The organism is Streptomyces yongxingensis, from assembly GCF_055597465.1.
Genome location: NZ_CM145717.1, coordinates 9,560,695 through 9,575,564, shown reverse-complemented (window position 1 = coordinate 9,575,564; position 14,870 = coordinate 9,560,695). Strand labels below are relative to the sequence as shown.

Below are 14,870 nucleotides of genomic sequence, written 5' to 3'. Positions count from 1 at the left end.
GGCAACAGGCGCATCGCAGGTGTCAGAGCCGTTCGATGATGGTGACGTTGGCCTGGCCGCCGCCCTCGCACATGGTCTGCAGACCGAACCGGCCGCCGGTGCGCTCCAGTTCGTGCAGCAGCGTGGTCGTCAGCTTGGTGCCGGTCGCGCCGAGCGGGTGGCCGAGCGCGATGGCGCCGCCATTGACGTTGACCTTCTCCGGATCCGCACCGGTCTCCTTCAACCATGCCAGGACCACGGGCGCGAACGCCTCGTTGATCTCCACCAGGTCGATGTCGTCGAGTGACATCCCGGACTTCTTCAGTGCGTACGCGGTGGCCGGGATGGGGGCGGACAGCATCCGGATCGGGTCCTCGCCCCGCACCGACAGATGGTGGACGCGGGCGCGCGGTGTCAGGCCGTGCTCGGCGACCGCCCGCTCGGAGGCGATGAGCAGCGCGGACGCGCCGTCGGAGACCTGTGAGGAGACGGCGGCGGTCAGTCGGCCGCCCTCGACAACCGGTGCCAGAGAAGCCATCTTCTCCAGCGAGGTGCCCCGGCGCGGCCCCTCATCGGTCGTCAACTCCCCGTACGGGACGAGCTCGCGGTCGAAGCGGCCCTCGTCGATGGCCCGTATCGCGCGCTGGTGGGAGCGCAGCGCGAACTCCTCCATCGCCGCCCGGCTGATACCCCACTTCTCCGCGATCAGTTCCGCTCCGTGGAACTGGCTGACCGGCTGGTCACCGTAGCGGGCCCGCCAGCCCGCGGAGCCCGCGTACGGACCGTCGTCGAGGCCGAGGGGCTCCGCGGCCCGGCGGCTGGCGAAGGCGATGGGGACCATCGACATGTTCTGCACCCCGCCCGCGACCACCAGGTCCTGAGTGCCGGAGAGCACGCCCTGCGCGGCGAAGTGCAGAGCCTGTTGGGAAGAGCCGCACTGACGGTCCACCGTGGTCCCCGGCACCTCCTCCGGCAGCCCGGCGGCCAGCCAGCAGGTGCGCGCGATGTCCCCGGCCTGGGGGCCGACGGTGTCCAGGCAGCCGAAGACGACGTCCTCGACGGCGGCGGGGTCGGCGCCGGAGCGCTCCATCAGCGCCTTCAGCACATGGGCGCCGAGGTCGGCCGGATGCACGGTGGACAGAGCGCCGTCGCGTTTGCCGACGGGAGTGCGCACTGCTTCGACGATGAATGCCTCGGGCATGGCTGCTGCTCCTTCGCGGGTGTTTATGTCTGTACGGCGATCCCGTCCAGCACCATCGACAGGTACTGGCGGGCGATTTCCTCGGGGCTGTGCTGTCCGCCGGGCCGGTACCAGGACGCGGCGACCCAGACGGTGTCCCGTACGAAGCGGTAGGTGAGCCGGGCATCCAGGTCGGCGCGGAAGGCGTGGACCGCGACGCCGCGTTCCAACGCCCCCAGCCACACCTTCTCGAACTTCTCCCCCGATGCGGCGAGGTAGGCGAAGCGGGGGTGCGCGGACAGATGCCGGGACTCCTTCTGGTAGATCGCCACGGCGGCACGATGCCGGTCGATCTCCCGGAAGGACTCGGTGACCAGGGCCTCGATGGTCGCCCGGGGGGCGAGACCCGCTTCCAGCACGGCGTCGTATCCGGCCCACAGCTCGTCCAGGAAGCCGGAAAGGATCTCGTCGAGCATCGACTCCTTGGAGTCGAAGTGGTAGTACAGGCTGCCCGCGAGCATGCCCGCGGCGTCCGCGATCTGCCGGACGGTGGTCGCGCTGTAGCCCTGCTCGGCGAAGACATCCGCCGCGACGGCGAGCAATTCGGCACGCCGCGCGGTCGACGGGCTCATCGTGGGCTTCTTCTTGCCGGTCTCCGGCACGCTGGTGTTCCTTGTGTTCGGCACCCGGTCATTGTCGTCTCACGCCCGCTGGCTGCTGACCGAGACGGTCTCGCCGGTCATGTACGAGGAGTAGTCGCCGGCCAGGAAGACGATCACGTTGGCGACCTCCCAGGGCTCGGCGTAGCGGCCGAACGCCTCGCGCTCGGTGAGCTCGGCCAGCAGTTCGGCCGTGGTCACCTTCACCAGGTGCGGGTGCATCGCGAGGCTCGGGGCGACCGCGTTGACCCGCACGCCGTACTCGGCCGCCTCGGCGGCGGCGCAGCGGGTCAGCGCCATGACTCCGGCTTTGGCGGCGGCGTAGTGGGCCTGCCCGGTCTGCGCGCGCCAGCCGACCACCGAGGCGTTGTTGACGATCACGCCTCCGGCACCCGCCGCCTCCATCCGGCGCAGCGCGGCGCGGGTGCAGCGGAAGGTTCCGTTCAAGGTCACGTCGAGGACCGTGCTCCACTGCTCGTCGGTCATCTCGGTGAGGCGGGCCGTGCCGCCGAGCCCGGCGTTGTTGACCACGATGTCGAGGCGTCCGTGCCGCTGCTCGGCGAGGTCGAGCAGAGCCGTGATCTGCCGCTCGTCGGTGACGTCGCAGGGCAGGCCCGCGACCCGGTCGGCGCCGAACTCCTCGGACAGCGCGTCACAGGTCTCCTTCAGCCGGCGCGCATGGGCGTCACCGATGACGATGCGGGCGCCCTCGTCGAGAAATCTGCGCGCGGTGGCCCCGCCGATTCCGGCACCCGCGGCCGCGGTGATCACCGCGGTGCGGCCGTCGAGCAGGGCATGGCCGGGGACATACGGGGGCGGGCCGGCGGCAGTCATACGGGGGCCTCCTCGATCCTCGACGGCGCTCATGCCCGTACGGTAACCTACCAAACACTTGTTAGAAAGGGACTGCGGGATGCCCGCTGCCCATGACGAACCGGTGCACTACGAGACCGCCCCCGACGCGCTGGGCGGAGTGGACATCCGGGCGATGAAGGAGGCCAGGACCTGATGGATCTCGACTTCAGCGCCGCCGAGAACGCCTTCCGGGCCGAGGCCCGCGCCTGGCTCACCGCACATGTGCCCACCTCTCGCCTGCCCTCCCTGGAGACCGCGGAGGGGTTCGCCGCCCATCGGGAGTGGGAGCGCGCCCTGTTCGCAGACCGGTGGTCGGTCGTCTCCTGGCCCGAGGAGTACGGCGGCCGGGGTGCCTCGCTCCTCCAATGGCTGGTCTTCGAGGAGGAGTACTACGCGGCGGACGCACCCGGCCGGGTCAGCCAGAACGGCATCAATCTCCTCGCCCCCACCCTCTTCGAGCACGGCACACCGGAGCAGCGCGCCCGCGTCCTGCCGCCCATGGCGAGTGGCGACGTCATATGGGCCCAGGCATGGTCCGAGCCGGAGGCCGGCTCCGACCTCGCACGTCTGCGCTCCACGGCCCAGCGGACCGAGGGCGGCTGGCGCCTGAGCGGTCAGAAGACCTGGTCCTCCCGGGCCGCCTTCGCCGACCGGGCCTTCGGCCTCTTCCGCAGTGATCCGGCGGCGGACAAGCCGCACCGGGGGCTGACGTATCTGATGTTCCCCCTGGACGCGCCGGGCGTGACGGTGCGGCCCATAGGACGCCTCGACGGCAAGCCCGCCTTCGCCGAACTCTTCCTGGACGAGGTCTTCGTACCCGACGAGGACGTCATCGGAGCGCCGGGTGAGGGCTGGCGCGTGGCCATGAGCACCGCGGGCAGCGAGCGCGGGCTGACCCTGCGCAGCCCCGGCCGCTTCACGGCCGCCGCGGACCGGCTGGCGCGGCTGTGGCGCGAGGAGGCCGACCCGGCGGACACGGCCCTGCGCGACCGCGTGGCCGACGCGGTGATCGGCGCCCGCGCGTATGAACTCTTCGCCTACGCGAGCGTCTCGCGGATCGCGGCCGGAGAGTCGATCGGCGCGGAGTCCAGCCTCAACAAGGTCTTCTGGTCGGAGCTGGACATCGCGCTCCACGAGACCGCCCTCGACCTGCTCGGCCCCTGCGGGGAGCTCGCCGACGACGCCGAGGACGCGCCGGCACACGGTCGCTGGGCCGAGGGCTACACCTTCTCCCTCGCGGGACCCATCTACGCCGGAACCAACGAGATCCAGCGCGACATCATCGCCGAGCGGCTGCTCGGCCTGCCGAAAGGACGCCGCTGATGCGCTTCCTCCTCGACACCGAGCAGCGTGCGTTCGCGAAGACCCTGGACGGCATGCTCGGATCGTCGGACACACCGAGCACGATACGGTCCTGGGCGGCCGGGGACCCGGGCCCCGGCCGCACCCTGTGGAGCCGACTCGCGGAGGCGGGAGTCTTCGGCCTCGCCGTACCGGAGCGACACCAGGGCCTGGGCCCGCTGCCCGTCGAACTGAGCGTCGCCTTCACCGAACTGGGCCGCCACGCCGTACCGGGCCCGCTGGTGGAAACCGTCGCCGCGGCGGCCCTCCTCGACCGGCTCGGCGACCGCGCCCCTGCCGGAACGTGGCTGCCGCGGATCGCCACCGGCGCCGCGCTGGTATCCCTGTGCGCGCCCGATGCCGGGAGCCCTTACGCGCTCGACGCGGACGTGGCCGACGCCGTGTTCGTCGTCGAGGACGACACCGTATGGCTGGCAGCGGGGTGCGGCCCGCTGCAGCGTTCCTCCGATCCGGCCCGCCGGCTGTCCCGCCCGACGGGCGCGACGGTCCTCGTCGAGGGGCCCACGGTCCGGGCAGCGGCCGCGTACACCACGGATGTGGCGGCGCTGGCAACGGCCGCCCAGGCCCTGGGGCTCGGCCGCGCGCTGCTGGACCGTACCGTCGCGTACGCCGCCCAGCGCACCCAGTTCGGAGTCGCCATCGGCTCGTTCCAGGCCGTGAAACACCGTCTGGCGGACGTTCTCCTCGCATTGGAGTTCGCCCGGCCTCTGATCCACTCCGCCGCCCTGGCCCTGGCCTCGGACGCCCCGCACGCCCGCCGGGAGTGCGCGGCGGCGAAAGTGGCCGCGGGCGAGGCGGCCTACGCCGCCTCGCGCACGGCCCTGCAGGTGCACGGCGCGCTCGGCTACACCGAGGAGCTGGATCTGTCCCTGTGGATCCGCAAAGCCCGCCCCCTGCGTGATGCCTGGGGAACCCCGGCCGCATGCCGATCCCTCGTCCTGGCGCCGTGAGCCCCGATCGTGAGGGAAGATGTCGCGGCCGTCAGGTTTCGCTGAAGGTCCGTCGGTAGGCGCCGGGTGTGGTGCCGAGGTGCGCCCGGAAACGGCGGCGCAGGTTGACCGCCGAGGCGAGTCCGACCCGGGTGGCGATGGTTTCGACCGGCAGGTCGGTCTGCTCCAGCAGGGCCCGTGCCGCGTCGAGGCGCTGGGCCAGCAGCCACTGCCCCGGGCTGGTGCCGAGCTGTTCGGTGAACCGCCGGGCGAGGGTCCGGCTGGACAGCCCGGCGCGTTCGGCGAGGCAACCGAGGGTCAGTGGGGTGTCGAGCCGGGAGGTGACCCACTCCAGCAGTGGCGCCAATGACTCGTCCGCCCTGGCCGGTGCGGGTTGCCTAGCGTACTGGAGTTGGCTGCCCTCGCGGTGTGGCGGCAGAACCATGTTCCGGGCGATCTGGGCGGCGTACGCCGCGCCGTGGTCGGAACGTACCAGGTGCAGGCACAGGTCGATGCCCGCGCCGGTTCCGGCGCTGGTAGCCACGTCGCCGTGGTCGACGAAGAGCACGTCCGGGTCGACCTCGATCTCAGGGAAGGCGGCGGCGAATTGGGCGGTGCTGCGCCAGTGGGTGGTGGCGCGGCGGCCGTCGAGCAGTCCGGCCCGAGCGAGGACGAAGGCGCCCGTGCAGATGGCGACGATCCGCGCCCCGCGCCGGTGGGCGGCCCGCAGCGCCTCGGTGACGGTCGGCGGTACTGGCGTGCCGTACTGCTGCCAGCCGGGGATGACCACGGTGTCCGCGTCCCGCAGGGCCGCCAGCCCCGCGTCGACGAGCATCGCGAAGCCGGCGGTGGTCCGCAAGGAGCCGGGGCGCTCGGCGCAGATCCGGAAGCTGTAGCGGGCCGGCCCGTCCCGCGAGTCGGTGCCGAAGACCTCGGCGGCACAGGCGAGCTCGAAGGGCGACTGGGGCGGGCTGAGCAGGGCCACGACCCGATGGAGGTCCATGGCCAGATTGTACTCATGGATGTCTTTCTGGACTCTCGGCCGGGAGACCGGGCTCCGGTCACAGTGGTCGCATGAGCGGAACCACCGAAATGAACGTGTTGAGGACCGCGATCCAGGTCGACGGCGACATGGCCAGCTACCTGACCGTGGAGCGGGACGGACCGGCTGTCCTGCTGCTGCACGGAACGTACTGGAGCCGGGTCTGGCTCCCGGTGCTGGACCGCCTCGCCGAGGCGGGGCTGCGGCCCTTCGCGGTCGATTTCCCCGGCCTGGGGCGTTCGGGAGGCGAGCTCACCCCGGAGACGGCCACGGTCCCGGCCCTTGCGGACTGGGTGGCGCGATTCGCGTCCGCGCTGGGGGTCTCCGGGCCGGTCGCCGTGGGGGGCCATGACATCGGCGGCGCCGTCGCCCAGCATCTCCTCGTCCACGATCGGCTGGAGGTGTCCCGGCTGGCCCTGGTCAACTCGGTCGCCTACGACTCCTGGCCGGCGCCCCACGTGGCCCGGTTCCAGGCCCCGGGGGCCACCGCCGACGACATTCTCGCCGCCCGCCGAGACGCGGTGACGGCGGCGCTGGCCGGCGCCGCCACCGAGCAGCGGATCGCGGACTACCTGGACCCGTGGACCGATCCGCGGGTGCGTCGCTCCTGGATGGCCATGGCGGGCGCGGCCGACAGCCGCTACACCCTCGATCTCGTTCCCGCGCTGCGGCGGTCCACGACGCCCAAGTTGCTGATCTGGGGCGAGGACGACGCCTTCGAGACGGTGGAGTACGCCGAGCGGTTCGCCTCGGAGATCCCGCACACCACACTCATACGTATCCCAGAAGCGGACCACATCCCCACGGAGAACGCGCCCGGACAGATCGCCCGCGCGCTCAGCGAGTTCTTCGCGCCGTAGAGGCCCGCGTGGACGGTATGTGGCCTGCCAGTTCGCGGAACGGGGGCTCCTGACCCGAATTGTGCTGTCACGGGGCGGTACGAGGGCGCGTTCAGCCGGCTGTGATGCGTGCGTTGACCCCGCGCATCCAGTCCTGGTCGGTGTTCCACATGGGGTGGTGAGGCGCCGCGTTGGAGGTCGGAACGACGCCCTGGAAACCCGCCGCGAGGCATCGGTCGACGACGAATTCCGCGATGTCCTTGCCGACGGCGTCCTCCTCGAAGCGCGTCAGGAGAGGGGTGTACCCCACCACGCCTTCGCCGAGTACGGCGGGGATCCCGCGACGGCGGGCGAAGGCGGCGACGGAATCGACCCACAGGGCCAGGGTCTGCCGCATGGCCTGACGGTACGGGAGGTAGTTCTCGTACAGCCACAGGTCCCAGCGGTCGGGATCGACCCAGTCGTGCGCGTAGAACAGCTCACGCGGGATCCCGGTGGCCGCCAGCCGCCAGGGCTCGTCGGGGTGGTAGTCGGCGAAGTCCGGTGCGTCGGGGCGCAGCATGCCGGCCAGTTCAGGCGTGGGCCACGTGGCTGTCGGGGGCGCCTCCTCGGTGCCGTGGCCGAGCCCGGCGGCCCGGTACAGCGCGCCGAGCACGCCGTAGACGTAGAAGTGGAAGTGGGCGATCTGCGCCTGTTCCGGCAGCTCGTCGAGTTCGAGTGGCCAGGGCTCTCCCAGCGAGTAGGTGACGGGGATGTCGGGGTGGCTGGTTCGCAGCAGGGCCACGGCGCGGCCGAGGGGGCCGCGCAGCCGGGAGTAGTGGGTGCCGCCGTCGCTCGGCACCAGGGAGCAGTTGTCGACCTCGTTGTGCACCTCGACGTAGGCGACGCGGTCGGCCAGCCCGCGCTCGTTGAGGAAGTCCAGCAGCCCGCCGAGCGCTTCGGCCATCACCTCGGCACGCTCGGGTCCGGGGATCGCGGCCAGGGCACGGTGCCAGACGTCGGTGTCAGCGAAGCAGGGGGACTGCTGGTACTCCCATGAGGACACGATCACCTTGCAGTCGTGCCGGGCGGCCGCCTCGAACAGCTCGACAAGGCGCCGGCGGCCGTCCATCGCATAGCCGCCCCGCACGTTGTACCAACGGGTGCGCTGTCCGAAGTCCTTGCCCAGACCGCGGATGCGGAGGGATTCCGGATCGGGGACGCGGCCGGAGAACAGCAGGAAGGGCATGGCGCATATCCGTACGGTGTTGAAGCCGCGGTCCACCGCCTCCGCGAAGGCACGGTCGAGGCCGGCGAACGGCTCCCCGGGCCCGGCCTGTGTGTACCAGCCGAAGTCCCACAGGGTGATGGCGAGCCGACCGGTGGTCTCGCCCGTAACGGCCTGTTCATGTGCGGTCATGGGATCGCCCGTCGCTCGTGTGCGGTGCGTGTCACAGCCGGGCCGGAGCCACAGCCACACGGGAAGTCCTGGTCGTGGCGCAGCCGTGCCGTCAGGCAGGCCGCGGCCGGATCGACGGCTCCACGCTACCTCAATTCATTATTAATGAATATTCCTTGACAGTGGGCTCCGGGCTGTCCAGGCTCTTGGGGCGAACGGACACCTGCATGTCACCAGCCACCGTGCGAACGCCCAGCGGCCGCGCGGACGGTGAGCCGAGGGAGCCCCACGTCATGACCGATCGCACCCACCCGTCGGAACAACGCCCCCCGACGGCCGGCCGCCCGTCCCGGCGCACAGTCGTCGCCGCGCTCGGCGCCGCCGGATGTGCCGCCCTGCCGGCGTGGCCGGACCCGGCCTGGGCCACGGCCGGTACGGCCACGGCCGCTTCGGGCGGCCCGGTACTCGACACCCATCCGGACAGCGAGCCGTCCGGCACCCATGTGCGGGACGTCGGCGGCACCAACGTCGTCTTCCAGTACGGCGTGGTGCTCCCCAGCTTCGACGGCCGGCGTACCCATGAGCCCACCCGCGAGTACCTGTCCCTGGACCGGCGGTGGCGCTTCCGCTTCGACCCCCGTAACCGCGGACTCGACCAGGGCTGGGAGTCCCCGCACCTCGACGACAGCGCATGGGGCCGCATCGACGTCCCCGCGGCCTGGGACCTGCTGGACACGCCCGGATTCGCCACGGAGACCGCGGAATTCGGCAAGGGCACGGCGTTCGCCGACGGCTATGCCTGGTACCGCACCGCCGTCGGCATTCCCGGATCCTGGCGCTCCCGCCATGTACGGATGGCCTTCCTGGCCGTCGGCTACAGCGCCGAGGTCTGGCTCGACGGCACATACCTCGGCAAGCACGAAGGGGCGAACTCACCCTTCGCGCTTCCCGTGGCGGGAGCGCTCCGGCCGGGGACGCGGCAGACGATCGCGGTGCGGGTCTTCCGCCGGGCGAGCTATGCCGACTACCAGGAACCGACCCCGCGGCCGGTCACCGACACGTACGAGATCCCGTACAAGCCGGTCGACTACTGGCCCTACGCGGGCCTGACCCGGTCCACCTGGATCGAGGCGGTTCCGCGGGTCACCATCGCCAAGCTGCTCACGGCCGGCGCGAGCGGAAGACTTGAGGCACGGGCCGTCGTCGAGAACCACGGCACCACCGACTTCAACGGCTACCTCACACTGGATCCCGGTCGCGGGAGCGGCGGCCGCCCCACGGTCGTCGCGGCCCGGATCACGGCGGGGTCGGCCGGCGTCGTGCCCGTATCGGTCCCCCTGCCCGGCGCGCCACGGTGGAGCCCGGACTCACCGCACACGCTCACCGCCCGCGCCACGCTGACCGCCTCGACATCCCGGGGCCCGCGGGTGGACACCCTGTCCACCGTCTACGGGATGCGCGAGCTGTCGGTCGTGGGCGCGCAACTCCGGCTGAACGGCGAGCCGGTGTTCCTCAAGGGAATCAACTGGCATGAGGAGACCGCGGCACACGGCAGGGCGATGACGCCGGCCGAGTACGACACAGAGCTCGGCCACATTCCCGCACTGGGCGCCAACTTCATCCGCAACTGCGTCTACAACCGCCACCCGTACGTCTACGACTGGGCGGACGAGCACGGTGTGATGGTGATGGACGACATCGACACCATGTGGCTCAACACCGCCCAGGAGAAGCTGCAGACCGACAGCTACGGCCTGGCCCGAGCTCAGGCCCTGACCATGGCATGGAACCAGCACAACCATCCGTCCGTGATCCTCTGGGGCCTGCAGAACGAGTCGGAGATCGACGCCGACGGCGCCCCCGTCTACCGGGCCTGGCTCGCCGATCTCAAAGCGGCCGTACACGCGGTCGGCCTCACCGCCCGTCCGGTGACCTGGGCCTCCAACACCAGCGACGACCCCGCCTTCGACATCGCCGATGTGATCGGGTTCAACGAGTACTTCGGCTACTTCTACGGCAAGGACGCCGATCTCGGCCCGGCGCTGGACGCGGTGCATGCGAAGTATCCCCACAAGCCGATCCTGATCACCGAGAACGGCACCTGGTCGCGGGCCGGCCACCACGGCCCGAGCACCACGGAGGGCACCGAGGAATGGCAGGCGGCCCGCTTCACCGACCACTGGTCCCAGGTGGCCGAGCGCAGCGATTTCGTCGCCGGCTACACCTACTGGGTGCTCAAGGACTACAAGGAAAGGGCCGGGTACAACCAGGACCACAACGGCCTCTCCCTCATGGGCATGCTCACCTTCGCCGAGGAGCGCCCCAAGCTCGTCTACGAGGCGTTCCGGAAGGTGACCAACCCGAGGGCGCTGTGAGCGACATGGCCCTGTGGCCGGATCAGCCTTCGAAGACGAGGCAGACCTTGCCCGCGGCGCGGCCGGCCGCGGCCTCGTAGGCGCGCCCCGCCTCCTCCAGTGGGAAGCGGTCGCTGACCAGCAGTTCGGGGTGCAGTTCGCGCCGGGCCAGCAGTTCGGCCAGCCGGGTCATGCCCTGGACGGAGGTGACCCAGGACCCGGAGATCCGCACCTGCTTGTGGAGGACGTCGTTCGAGACGTCCAGCGTCATCTGCCCTCCCTCGCCGACGAGGGCGAGCCGGCCTCGAACCCGCAGGGCCTTCAGGGCGAGGGAGCGCGCCGCGTGGTGGCCGGAGCAGTCGACCGCCGCCTCGACACCGGTGCCGCCCGTCAGCTCGTGGATCCGCTCCAGCGGTTCGACGGTGGAATCGAGCACCTCGTCGAACAGGCCGAGGGAGCGGGCCCACTCCATGCGCTTCGGGACCACCTCGGCGCCGTACACGGTCGTCACACCGAAGGCCCGGGCGACCAGGGCAGCGGCCGCGCCGACCGGGCCGAGCCCGGTGACCAGCAGGCGGTCCGCGCCAGGCGAACGAACCGATCGCCGCGCCCACCGCCACCAGCGCGAGGGAGAGCCAGAAGGTGGTTGGAGAGCGCTCCGGAGAGCCAGGAGCCGATCGCGACGAAGGCGCCGTAGACGCTGATGACGAGGCCCGCGCCGGAGGAGCTGAAGCCGCTGTCGCGCAAATACGGTTCCAGGTAATTGGACTCGACACCGTCACCGATCATGAAGACCAGGACCGCGACATATCCCCACATCAGGGGCTGGGGGATGCCCATGCGCTCCACCCAGGGCAGTGCGCTGCGCGGAACCGCCGGCTCGCCGGGTGCTGTGCTCATCGAATTTCCTTCCTGGGTCCGGTCGGGGCCGGGGGGACGTACTCGCACGGGCTCACCAGGGAACGGAGGCGGGCCATCGCGGCCGATCGCGACCCCGGCGGCCCGGCTGCTCCCGGTCCCGTTGACCGTCGGGGAGACGCGGCTGAAGGGCCAAGGTCAGCCCTTGACGCTGCCCTGGGTCAGGCCGGACCGCCAGTAGCGCTGCAGGACGAGCATCGCGGCGGCCAGCGGGAGGATGGAGAGGAACGCGCCGCCCACCGTGAGCTGGTAGAGCTCGGGATGCCGGTCGGCGGCCGACTGCCAGGTGGTGAGACCCAGCGTGAGGGGGTATTTGTGGTCGTCGGAGAGCATGACCAGCGGCAGGAAGTAGTTGTTCCAGATGCCGACGAACTGGAAGAGGAAGACGGTCACCAGCGCGGGTGTCATCGTGCGCAGGACGAGTGTGCCGAAGATCCGCCACTCGCCGGCGCCGTCCACGCGTGCCGCCTCCAGCATCTCGGCCGGCACCGCCGCCTCCGCGTAGATCCGGCACAGATACACCCCGAACGGGCTGACCACGCTGGGAGTCAGCACGGCCCAGTAGGTGTTGGCCAGACCCACCTTGCTGAAGAGCAGGTACATCGGCAGTGCGAGTGCGGTGCCGGGCAGCAGCACACCGGCGAGCACGCCCTTGAAGATGGCTTCCCGCCCGCGGAAGCGGTATACGGCGAGGGCGTATCCCGCGGCGCACGCGAGCAGGGTCGCCAGCGCGCCGCCCACGCCCGCGTACAGGAGGCTGTTCCAGGTCCAGTCCCAGAAGATGCCGTCGTCGTGGGAGAAGACCCGCGACAGGTTGTGGAGCCATCGCGGGTCGGAGAACCACAGTCCGAAGCTGCCGAAGAGCCCGGCGCTGCTCTTGGTGGAGGCCACCACCAGCCAGTAGACGGGCAGCAGGAAGTAGAGGGCCGCGATGGCCAGCAGCGCGATCAGCAGGATCCGCGAGGGCTTCAGCGCACGGCGCGGCTTGCCGCCACGGTCTTGTCCGGTGGCACGCGGGGCGTGGGCCGAGGTGGCCGCCGTCTCCTCCGTCCGCGGTGTGGACACGCTCACCGGGCATCCCTTCCCTTGCGGTTCACCAGGCTCAGGAAGCCGAAGGACAACACGCTCGCGACCAGGGCGAGGATCACCGACTCGGCCGCGGCGAGGTAGATGTTGTTGTTGGCGAACGCCTCGTTGTAGGCGCTCAGGTTCGGTGTGTAGGAACTGGTGACTGTCGAGGTCAGCGGCTTGATCACCAGTGGCTCGGCGAACAACTGGAGGGTCCCGATGATGGAGAACACGCCGGTGAGCACCAGGGCGGGCCGGGCCAGCGGGAGCTTGATCCGGATCGCCGTCTGCCACGCACTGGCACCGTCGATGCGCGCGGCCTCGTACAGCTCCTGCGGGATCGCCTTGAGCTGGGCGACGATCACCAGCATGTTGTAGCCGGCGAACTCCCAGATCACGATGTTGGCGATGGACCACAGCACGCTGTCGTAGCCGAGGAAGTCCGGCGCGAGCCCGATCCTGCCGAGCAGGTCGACGATCGGGCTCACGCCCGGCACGTAGAGAAAGCCCCACAGGACGGAGGCGATGACGCCGGGAACGCCGTACGGCAGGAAGTAGACGGCGCGCAGGAGACCCGCCCAGCGGTGGGAGAGCGTGTCGAGTGCCAGTGCCAGCGCGGTGGACAGCAGCAGCATCAAGGGGACCTGGACGACACCGAAGAGGAGCACCCGTCCGAAGCCCTCCAGGAAGTCCGACTGCTGCAGGGCGAGCGTGTAGTTGTCCAGTCCGGCGAAGCCGACGGTGGCCCTGCCCAGGCCCAGCGGCCCGGAGCGGACCGGAGTGAGCAGGCTCTGGTAGATCGCGTAGCCGAGCGGAAGGACGAAGGTGAACAGGAAGAGGGCGACGAAGGGGAGGACGAATCCCCATGCCGCCCGGTCCGGGCGGGCGGAGCGGCGGCCGCCCGGTGCGGACTTCCTTGTCCGGCTGTTCACGGTGCTCATCGCGCGCTCCTCGCCTTCAGGCCCTTGGCCAGCAGGTCGTCCACGGTGCGTTTCTGCGCGTCGGCCAGCGACGAGGTGAGGGTGCCGCCTTGGGCCATGGCGGCGCCGAAGGCGTCCTGGAGGTGGGCGAAGTCGGCATCCGTGGTGGGCGACCACTTCCAGGAGGTGTCGATGGCCCGGTCGGAGGCGATGAACACGTCGTTGTACCGCTGTCCGCCGAAGAACGGGTCCGGCCGGTCGAGCGCCGATCCCCGGAAGACACCCGCGGCGGCGGGCCAGCCGTAGCCGGCGGCGATGTTCAGGTCGACGGCCCGGGGGTCGGTGTTGAGCCAGTGAGCGAACCGCAGCGCCTCACGTGGGTGGCGGCTGCCCTGCAGTACGGCGGTGGACGATCCACCCCAGTTGGCGGAGGTTTCCTCGCCCGCCGTCCACTGGGGCAGCGGAGCGACCCGCCACTTTCCCGCGGTGCCCGGGGCGTTGCCGCGCAGCAGGGCATCACCCCACTGCGGTCCGATCCAGGCGGCGATCCGCCCGGTCTGGACCTGCCGGTACCAGGCGCTGGACATGTCGGGTTCGACGAAGACGAGGTCGTCGCGGACCATCCTCTCCCAGTAGTCGGCGACCTCACGGGAGAGGTGGTTGTCCATGTCGACGATCCAGGTGTCGCCCTGGGTGCGCACCCATCGCGCACCGCGCTGCCAGCACATCGCGGCGAACCAGCTCGGCTGGTTGGGGGCGAAGGCACACAGCCTGGCGCCGTTGCCGCGGGTCTTGACCACGCGGGCGGCCCGCTCGAACCCGTCCCAGGTGGCGGGCGTCTCGATGCCCCACTTCTCGAAGAGGTCCCGGCGGTAGAAGAGCCCCATCGGGCCGGACGCCTGTGGGACGGTGTAGACCCGCCCGCTGAAGACGCCCTGGTTCCACTGCCACGGCACATAGCTGTCGCGCAGTGCGTCGGCGCCGTATGCGCTCAGGTCCGTCAGGCCGTTGACCAGCATGAAGGCGGGAAGCTCCTGGTATTCGACCTGCGCCAGGTCCGGCGGGTTGCCGGCCGTGAGCGCGGAGTGCATCTTCTGGTAGCCGCCCTGGACGTTCTGGGGGACGGACTGCATCCGGACATGGATGTCGGGGTGCGTCCGGTTCCACAGGTCGACGGTCTTCTGCATCGGCACCCAGGTCCAGAAGGTGAGTGTCACTTTCTGGCCGCGGCGGGTGGGCGCCTGCCGGGTCGTGCGGGCGGCTCCGACGGTCTGGCCACAGGCGGCGAGGGCGGGGGCGGCAAGCGCCGCGCCTCCCCACCGGAGAAAGGATCTCCGTACCGGTATCGAGGTGTGCATATGTGTCCCTTTGGCTGACGGCTTTCCGG

Annotated in this window: 14 protein-coding genes; 4 read left to right on the top strand and 10 right to left on the bottom strand. The window is 70.7% G+C overall.

Going from position 1 to position 14,870, the window contains the following annotated elements:
- Positions 1-22 precede the first annotated feature (22 nt).
- From ACZ6TD_RS40915 to ACZ6TD_RS40905, 3 genes are all read right to left on the bottom strand, one after another.
- Complete coding sequence (locus ACZ6TD_RS40915; protein WP_471346308.1) at positions 23-1,180, bottom strand: acetyl-CoA C-acetyltransferase; 1,158 nt, start codon at positions 1,178-1,180, stop codon at positions 23-25.
- A 23-nt stretch (positions 1,181-1,203) separates the two neighbouring features.
- Positions 1,204-1,791 carry a TetR/AcrR family transcriptional regulator gene (locus tag ACZ6TD_RS40910; RefSeq protein ID WP_471358498.1) on the bottom strand — a complete coding sequence of 196 codons (588 nt, stop codon included), beginning with the start codon at positions 1,789-1,791 and terminating at the stop codon, positions 1,204-1,206.
- 69 nt (positions 1,792-1,860) lie between these two features.
- Complete coding sequence (locus tag ACZ6TD_RS40905; protein WP_471346306.1) at positions 1,861-2,652, bottom strand: SDR family oxidoreductase; 792 nt, start codon at positions 2,650-2,652, stop codon at positions 1,861-1,863.
- 174 nt (positions 2,653-2,826) lie between these two features.
- Between ACZ6TD_RS40905 and ACZ6TD_RS40900 the strand changes: the two genes are divergently transcribed.
- Together ACZ6TD_RS40900 and ACZ6TD_RS40895 are read left to right on the top strand one after the other, a co-directional pair.
- Positions 2,827-3,996, top strand: a complete 1,170-nt coding sequence (locus ACZ6TD_RS40900) for an acyl-CoA dehydrogenase family protein (protein ID WP_471346305.1) — start codon at positions 2,827-2,829, stop codon at positions 3,994-3,996.
- A complete protein-coding gene (locus ACZ6TD_RS40895; protein ID WP_471346304.1) occupies positions 3,996-4,985 on the top strand; it encodes an acyl-CoA dehydrogenase family protein in 990 nt (329 codons plus the stop codon). The genes ACZ6TD_RS40900 and ACZ6TD_RS40895 overlap by 1 nt, the downstream gene beginning before the upstream one ends.
- A 31-nt stretch (positions 4,986-5,016) precedes the next feature.
- Here ACZ6TD_RS40895 and ACZ6TD_RS40890 read toward each other — a convergent pair whose 3' ends face one another.
- Complete coding sequence (locus ACZ6TD_RS40890) at positions 5,017-5,967, bottom strand: GlxA family transcriptional regulator (RefSeq protein ID WP_471346302.1); 951 nt, start codon at positions 5,965-5,967, stop codon at positions 5,017-5,019.
- Between the two features lie 71 nt (positions 5,968-6,038).
- Between ACZ6TD_RS40890 and ACZ6TD_RS40885 the strand changes: the two genes are divergently transcribed.
- Complete coding sequence (locus ACZ6TD_RS40885; RefSeq protein WP_471346301.1) at positions 6,039-6,866, top strand: alpha/beta fold hydrolase; 828 nt, start codon at positions 6,039-6,041, stop codon at positions 6,864-6,866.
- 91 nt (positions 6,867-6,957) lie between these two features.
- On the opposite strand, the gene ACZ6TD_RS40880 is transcribed toward ACZ6TD_RS40885, so the two are convergent.
- The gene (locus ACZ6TD_RS40880) at positions 6,958-8,244 is read right to left on the bottom strand and encodes a cellulase-like family protein (protein WP_471346299.1); all 1,287 of its coding nucleotides are present in this window, start codon (positions 8,242-8,244) and stop codon (positions 6,958-6,960) included.
- Positions 8,245-8,516: 272 nt separating this feature from the next.
- On the opposite strand from ACZ6TD_RS40880, the gene ACZ6TD_RS40875 reads away from it, so the two are divergent.
- Positions 8,517-10,598, top strand: coding sequence for a glycoside hydrolase family 2 protein (locus ACZ6TD_RS40875; protein WP_471346297.1), 2,082 nt, complete (start codon positions 8,517-8,519; stop codon positions 10,596-10,598).
- 22 nt (positions 10,599-10,620) lie between these two features.
- Here ACZ6TD_RS40875 and ACZ6TD_RS40870 read toward each other — a convergent pair whose 3' ends face one another.
- From ACZ6TD_RS40870 to ACZ6TD_RS40850, 5 genes are all read right to left on the bottom strand, one after another.
- Positions 10,621-11,088, bottom strand: coding sequence for a zinc-binding dehydrogenase (locus ACZ6TD_RS40870; RefSeq protein WP_471346295.1), 468 nt, complete (start codon positions 11,086-11,088; stop codon positions 10,621-10,623).
- Positions 11,085-11,477 (bottom strand): hypothetical protein, encoded by a 393-nt coding sequence (locus ACZ6TD_RS40865; RefSeq protein WP_471346293.1) that lies wholly within the window; start codon positions 11,475-11,477, stop codon positions 11,085-11,087. The genes ACZ6TD_RS40870 and ACZ6TD_RS40865 overlap by 4 nt, the downstream gene beginning before the upstream one ends.
- A 156-nt stretch (positions 11,478-11,633) precedes the next feature.
- Positions 11,634-12,467, bottom strand: a complete 834-nt coding sequence (locus ACZ6TD_RS40860; RefSeq protein ID WP_471358494.1) for a carbohydrate ABC transporter permease — start codon at positions 12,465-12,467, stop codon at positions 11,634-11,636.
- Positions 12,468-12,562: 95 nt separating this feature from the next.
- Positions 12,563-13,504: a carbohydrate ABC transporter permease gene (locus ACZ6TD_RS40855; RefSeq protein ID WP_471346291.1), complete on the bottom strand. Its 942-nt coding sequence runs from the start codon at positions 13,502-13,504 to the stop codon at positions 12,563-12,565.
- Complete coding sequence (locus ACZ6TD_RS40850; RefSeq protein ID WP_471346289.1) at positions 13,501-14,841, bottom strand: ABC transporter substrate-binding protein; 1,341 nt, start codon at positions 14,839-14,841, stop codon at positions 13,501-13,503. Before ACZ6TD_RS40850 ends, ACZ6TD_RS40855 begins: the two co-directional genes overlap by 4 nt.
- Between the last annotated feature and the right edge of the window lie 29 nt (positions 14,842-14,870).

Excerpts from the sequence above, each read along its gene's own strand:
- ACZ6TD_RS40855 (WP_471346291.1), bottom strand. The coding sequence starts at position 13,504 with ATGAGCACCGTGAACAGCCGGACAAGGAAGTCCGCACCGGGCGGCCGC.
- ACZ6TD_RS40895 (WP_471346304.1), top strand. The coding sequence starts at position 3,996 with ATGCGCTTCCTCCTCGACACCGAGCAGCGTGCGTTCGCGAAGACCCTG.
- ACZ6TD_RS40875 (WP_471346297.1), top strand. The coding sequence starts at position 8,517 with ATGACCGATCGCACCCACCCGTCGGAACAACGCCCCCCGACGGCCGGC.
- ACZ6TD_RS40865 (WP_471346293.1), bottom strand. The coding sequence starts at position 11,477 with ATGAGCACAGCACCCGGCGAGCCGGCGGTTCCGCGCAGCGCACTGCCC.
- ACZ6TD_RS40900 (WP_471346305.1), top strand. The coding sequence starts at position 2,827 with ATGGATCTCGACTTCAGCGCCGCCGAGAACGCCTTCCGGGCCGAGGCC.
- ACZ6TD_RS40910 (WP_471358498.1), bottom strand. The coding sequence starts at position 1,791 with ATGAGCCCGTCGACCGCGCGGCGTGCCGAATTGCTCGCCGTCGCGGCG.
- ACZ6TD_RS40905 (WP_471346306.1), bottom strand. The coding sequence starts at position 2,652 with ATGACTGCCGCCGGCCCGCCCCCGTATGTCCCCGGCCATGCCCTGCTC.
- ACZ6TD_RS40880 (WP_471346299.1), bottom strand. The coding sequence starts at position 8,244 with ATGACCGCACATGAACAGGCCGTTACGGGCGAGACCACCGGTCGGCTC.
- ACZ6TD_RS40885 (WP_471346301.1), top strand. The coding sequence starts at position 6,039 with ATGAGCGGAACCACCGAAATGAACGTGTTGAGGACCGCGATCCAGGTC.
- ACZ6TD_RS40890 (WP_471346302.1), bottom strand. The coding sequence starts at position 5,967 with ATGGACCTCCATCGGGTCGTGGCCCTGCTCAGCCCGCCCCAGTCGCCC.
- ACZ6TD_RS40915 (WP_471346308.1), bottom strand. The coding sequence starts at position 1,180 with ATGCCCGAGGCATTCATCGTCGAAGCAGTGCGCACTCCCGTCGGCAAA.
- ACZ6TD_RS40850 (WP_471346289.1), bottom strand. The coding sequence starts at position 14,841 with ATGCACACCTCGATACCGGTACGGAGATCCTTTCTCCGGTGGGGAGGC.